This window comes from Mesorhizobium sp. M7A.F.Ca.ET.027.03.2.1 (genome assembly GCF_003999175.1).
GTDB lineage: Bacteria > Pseudomonadota > Alphaproteobacteria > Rhizobiales > Rhizobiaceae > Mesorhizobium.
In genome coordinates, this window is record NZ_RZOM01000397.1 from 1 (window position 1) to 5059 (window position 5059).

The window sequence follows — 5059 nt, forward strand, 5'->3', positions numbered from 1 at the left end:
CCCTTGATCTGGATGAAGCGTGGCTTGCCATCCGAGAAGCATGTGCCGGCGATCGAGCGCGTCATGTGCTCGGTCTTCACCGTAAGCTTGATGTAGCCGTCGAACACGCCCGATTTGTCGCGCTTGACCTCGGCGACGATGATGCCGCGCTCCTTCACCATGATCGGCGCCGACACCATGTTGACGTCGGAGACCTGAGGCCGGATCAGCCCGGCGAGTGCGGCGCTGATCAGCGCGCGCGTATTCATCGTCGCGGTGGAGCCGTCGAACAGGATCTCGACCTCCTTGATCGGATCCTCGGTGACCTGGCCGACGAAGGCGCCGAGCACTTCGGCAAGCTTGACGAAAGGCTTCAGCCGCGGCGCCTCCTCGGCGGTGATCGACGGCATGTTGATGGCGTTGGAGACGGCGCCCTTGATCAGATAGTCGGCCATCTGCTCGGCAACCTGGAGCGCGACATTCTCCTGGGCCTCCGTCGTCGAGGCGCCGAGATGCGGCGTCGCCACCACATTCTCCATGCCGAACAGTTCGTTGTTCTCGGCCGGTTCGACCTCGAAGACGTCGACGCCGGCGCCGGCCACCTTGCCGCTCTTCAGCGCCGCGATCAGGTCGGCCTCGACGACCAGCCCGCCACGAGCGCAGTTAATGATGCGCACGCCCTTCTTCATCTTGGCGATCGCCGCGGCATCGATGATGTTGCGCGTCTTGTCGGTCAGCGGCGTGTGCAGGGTGATGAAATCGGCGCGGGCGAACAGTTCGTCGAGCTCGACCTTGTCGACGCCAAGCTCCTCGGCACGGCTGTCCGACAGGAACGGGTCGAACGCGATGACGTGCATCTTGAGGCCAACGCCGCGCGTCGCGACGATCGAACCGATGTTGCCGCAGCCGATGACGCCCAGCGTCTTGCCAGTGATCTCGACGCCCATGAATCGGTTCTTTTCCCATTTGCCGGCATGGGTCGAAGCGTTGGCTTCCGGTATCTGGCGGGCAAGCGCGAAGATCATCGCCACCGCATGTTCGGCTGTCGTGATCGAATTGCCGAACGGCGTGTTCATCACGATGATGCCCTTGCGGCTTGCCGCCGGGATATCGACATTGTCGACGCCGATGCCGGCACGGCCGATGACTTTGAGATTGGTAGCGGCGTTGATCAGTTTTTCGGTGACCTTGGTCGCCGAGCGGATGGCGAGGCCATCATACTGGCCGATCACTTCGGCGAGCTTTTCCTTGTCCTTGCCGAGATCGGGCAGATAGTCGACCTCGACGCCACGATCCTTGAATATCTGCACGGCGGTGGGGGAGAGTTTGTCTGAGACGAGAACGCGGGGCGCCATGGCGGCCTCCTTGAAATGGATTTGATCCTGATGGGAATGGGCGGCCCGAAGGCCGCCGCGAATGATCTCAGGCCGCCGCTTTGAGCGACGCCTTCTGCGCGGCGAAGGCCCAGTCGAGCCAGGGCAGCAGCGCCTCGAGATCCGACGTCTCGACCGTCGCGCCGCACCAGATGCGCAGGCCGGGCGGTGCGTCGCGATAGGCACCGATATCGTAGGCGACGCCTTCCTTGTCGAGCACCGACACCAGCCCCTTGGCGAAAGCCGCCTGCCCCTCGGCGTCGAGCGCGGACACGTCCGGGTCGGTGAAGGACAGGCAGACGGACGTGTTCGACCGTGTCGCCGGCTGGACGGCGAGATGACCGAGCCAGGAGGATTTGCCGACAAAGCGATCGAGGACGGCCGCATTGGCATCCGCCCTGGCGATCAGCGCGTCGAGGCCGCCGGTCGACTTCGCCCAGTTGAGCGCATCGAGGTAATCCTCGACGCACAGCATCGAGGGGGTGTTGATGGTCTCGCCCTTGAAGATGCCTTCGATCAGCTTGCCGCCCGAGGTCAGGCGGAAGATTTTCGGCAGCGGCCATGAAGGCTTGTAGGTCTCCAGCCGCTCGACGGCGCGAGGCGACAGGATCAGCATGCCGTGAGCGCCCTCGCCGCCCAGCACCTTCTGCCAGGAGAAGGTGACGACATCGAGCTTTTCGAAGTCGAGCCTCTGCGCGAATGCGGCGGAAGTCGCATCGCAGACGGTCAGGCCCTTGCGGTCCGCGGGAATGAAATCGCCGTTCGGCACGCGCACGCCCGACGTGGTGCCGTTCCAGGTGAAGACCACATCGCGGTCGAAATCGATCTTGGTGAGATCAGGCAGTTCGCCGTAGCCGGCTTCGATCTTGCGCACGTCGGCGAGCTTCAACTGCTTGACCACGTCGGTGACCCAGCCGGAGCCAAAGCTCTCCCAGGCGACCATGTCGACGCCGCGCTCGCCAAGCAGCGACCACAGCGCCATCTCGACCGCGCCGGTGTCCGACGCCGGCACGATGCCGATGCGGTAACCCGCCGGGACCTGGAGAATTTCCCGCGTCAGCTCGATCGCCTGTTCGAGCTTGGTCTTGCCGATCTTGGCGCGGTGGGAACGGCCGAGCGCGGCATTGTTCAGCGCCTCGACCGACCAGCCGGGACGTTTTGCACAGGGACCTGAGGAAAAATTGGGGTTTGCCGGACGGAGTCCGGGCTTCGTATGCGTCGTCATCGTGGTCTATCCTTCCAGATAGTGGCCCCTCGTTGGGGAGGGGTGGCCCACGGACGGCGATATGCGTTCAGACTTCGGGCGTCAAGAGGAAAGTTTTTGTCGCTGCCGGGATACCGGCGATCCCTGATCAGGATGTCGTGACTTCAGACGCAAACGGCGGACCCCGAAAGATCCGCCGTCTGCGTTTTCGTGCATGCCGTACCTACTACCAAAGATCGTAGCGCAGCCCAAGCTTGACCTGATGATTGCTGATCCCCTTGCGGATCGGATAGGAATCTAGGCTCTCGGCGGCTACATATTCGGCGTCCGGGGCGGAGAAATACTGATAGCCCAGGTCGACGGAAACGTTCTTCGATACCTGATAGGCGAGGCCCGCATTCAGCGTGTAGGCCAGCGAGTACTGGGTCTTGCTGTCACTTACAGCAAAATCGTCCGTGTCGTCGCCATTGTCGGTGAAATAGCTTGCCGACAGGGTGCGCTTGCTGCGGACGATGCCGATACCGGCGCCGAGATAGGGTGTGATGCCGACATAGGTGCCAAGATCGACATAGCCGTTGAGTATGCCCGACAAGGCGTAGTTCTTAAGGGATGCCGACGCCACGGTCGGCTCTGCGGCAGTCGCTGAATCGTCATAGCCGACGCCGATCTCGTTGCCGGGCAGATAGCCGAGATTGAGGTCGGCGCGCAGATAGTCGTTGAAATGGTAGCCGAAGCCGATGCTGGCAAAGATCGGATCTTCCTTGTCGCTGAAGGCTGCGGTTTCGGTGGCGAAATCATGATTGTCGAAGCTCTTCTGCGCCAGATAGGAGACGTCGCCGCGCAGATACCAGCCGGAACCGACCTCGACCGGGACGTAGTCGGGCGCCTGGTCGACATAGATCGGCGGATCGTAGTCGGCCGCGTGCACCGGCGTCAGCGGCAGGAAGGCCAGTGCACCGAGCGCCAGCGCCATACGCGATGTAAGTTTCATGGTCCCCGACTCCCGAATTTGGCGCAGCCCGCAATCGCAGCGGCAGCCATCGTTTCAAGGAGCATTGTTAACCATAGTGGTTAAGTGCCGGTTAAGGCTAACAGAGCGTTAGCGAATTCATTTCCCCTGTCGATTCCAGGCGGCCCAACGAAAAACCGCCCGGCTGAGGCCGGGCGGTTTGTGAAGAATGCAAGTAATGTAGATGCTGTTACTTGGTGTAGATCGGCTCGGGTTCGGGCTGGTAGGCCACGACCGGCGCGGCGCAACCGTTGCTGCCACCGAACTGGTAGCGCAGGCCACCGCGCACTTCGTGCGTGTTGATGCCACGATCGAAGCCGGGACCGGAGCTGGTGATGTTCCAGTCGAACATGCGGCCGCCCTGAATATGGGAGAAGCGGTAGCCGGCATCGAGAATGATCTTGTCGGTCAGGCAGTACGAAGCGCCGGCCATCAGACCGTAGGCGAAACGCCAGCTTGATCTGCCGGGATTGAACTCGGTGGTGTTCGGGTCGTAGACATCATCCCACTTGACGCGGGCGCCGCCGATGCCGGCGCCAACGTAAGGCGTGATGCCATGGTAGGTGCCGAGATCGACATAGGCGTTGGCAAGCAGCAGCAGGGCGCTCATCTTCGATACTTCGGTCGAAGTACCGTTGATGTCCGAGGTGCCGCCGTTGAAGTTCGACTTGAACCAATAGTCGGCCGTCAGGTCGGTCCGGAAGTGGTCGTTGATCTTGTAACCAACGCCGGCACCGAGCGAGAAACCTCCCTTGAGCTTGCCGAAATCGAAACTTCTGGTGCCGGGCGTGACCGTACAGTTACAGGGATCGACGGTGTAGGTCATATAGTCGATGCCGCGCACGGTCGACTTGTGATAATCGATATCGCCGCGGATATACCAGCCGCCGACCTCGACCGGCTGCTCGTAGATGGCCTGAGGCGGAGCCTCTTCAACCATTGGCTCCGGCAGATCGGCCGCGAACAACGGCCCTGCCAACCCTGCGAACAGGAAGGCGAGCAGGGCCTTTCTTGCTGTCTTGAACATGCTTGTCACCCCTGAGAAGCTCGGAACGGCGAACCCGCCCGAAATGCGATTGGCTTTCAGTCGTGGATAATGAATTGCAAAGGTTAAAAGGCGTTTAACCCTGTTGCTTAACCACGAATCTCGAAACTTCTAGGGATAGGCGCGAGATTTACGGACACCGAACAAAGTGGCGGCTGACAAGAAAAAGCCCGCCGAGGGGCGGGCCTTGGACCGGTTAAGGGAGCGCGGCGCGCCTGGTTGTCAGATCCACGTCCTGCTGGACGCGCTGGGATCAAGCGGCGCTGCGCGTTTCCGAGATGATGTCCACTATGCCATTGACCACGGACTCGACCAGTTGCGGGTCGTCGCCTTCGGCCATCACGCGGATCAGCGGCTCTGTCCCTGATGGCCGGATAACCAGCCGTCCGGTCTTGCCGAGGCGGTTGCGGGCGTCTTCGATGGCGGCCTTGACCGGCGCCTCCTCAAGC

General features: G+C 61.8%; 4 protein-coding genes and 1 pseudogene. All 5 read right to left on the bottom strand.

The window, feature by feature from the left end; all coding sequences use genetic code 11:
* Positions 1 to 1334: phosphoglycerate dehydrogenase (serA, locus tag EN750_RS18000; protein WP_127379151.1), on the bottom strand; the 1334-nt coding region annotated here is incomplete at its 3' end.
* A 67-nt stretch (positions 1335 to 1401) separates the two neighbouring features.
* Positions 1402 to 2577 carry a phosphoserine transaminase gene (locus EN750_RS18005; RefSeq protein ID WP_127397218.1) on the bottom strand — a complete coding sequence of 392 codons (1176 nt, stop codon included), beginning with the start codon at positions 2575 to 2577 and terminating at the stop codon, positions 1402 to 1404.
* A gap of 205 nt (positions 2578 to 2782) precedes the next feature.
* Positions 2783 to 3547, bottom strand: a complete 765-nt coding sequence (locus EN750_RS18010; protein ID WP_127267137.1) for an outer membrane protein — start codon at positions 3545 to 3547, stop codon at positions 2783 to 2785.
* Positions 3548 to 3755: 208 nt separating this feature from the next.
* A complete protein-coding gene (locus EN750_RS18015) occupies positions 3756 to 4592 on the bottom strand; it encodes an outer membrane protein (RefSeq protein ID WP_127267138.1) in 837 nt (278 codons plus the stop codon).
* Positions 4593 to 4863: 271 nt separating this feature from the next.
* Positions 4864 to 5059, bottom strand: a pseudogene (glmM, locus tag EN750_RS18020) (phosphoglucosamine mutase); the annotation flags it as partial.

Excerpts from the sequence above, each read along its gene's own strand:
- EN750_RS18015 (WP_127267138.1), bottom strand. The coding sequence starts at position 4,592 with ATGTTCAAGACAGCAAGAAAGGCCCTGCTCGCCTTCCTGTTCGCAGGG.
- EN750_RS18010 (WP_127267137.1), bottom strand. The coding sequence starts at position 3,547 with ATGAAACTTACATCGCGTATGGCGCTGGCGCTCGGTGCACTGGCCTTC.
- EN750_RS18005 (WP_127397218.1), bottom strand. The coding sequence starts at position 2,577 with ATGACGACGCATACGAAGCCCGGACTCCGTCCGGCAAACCCCAATTTT.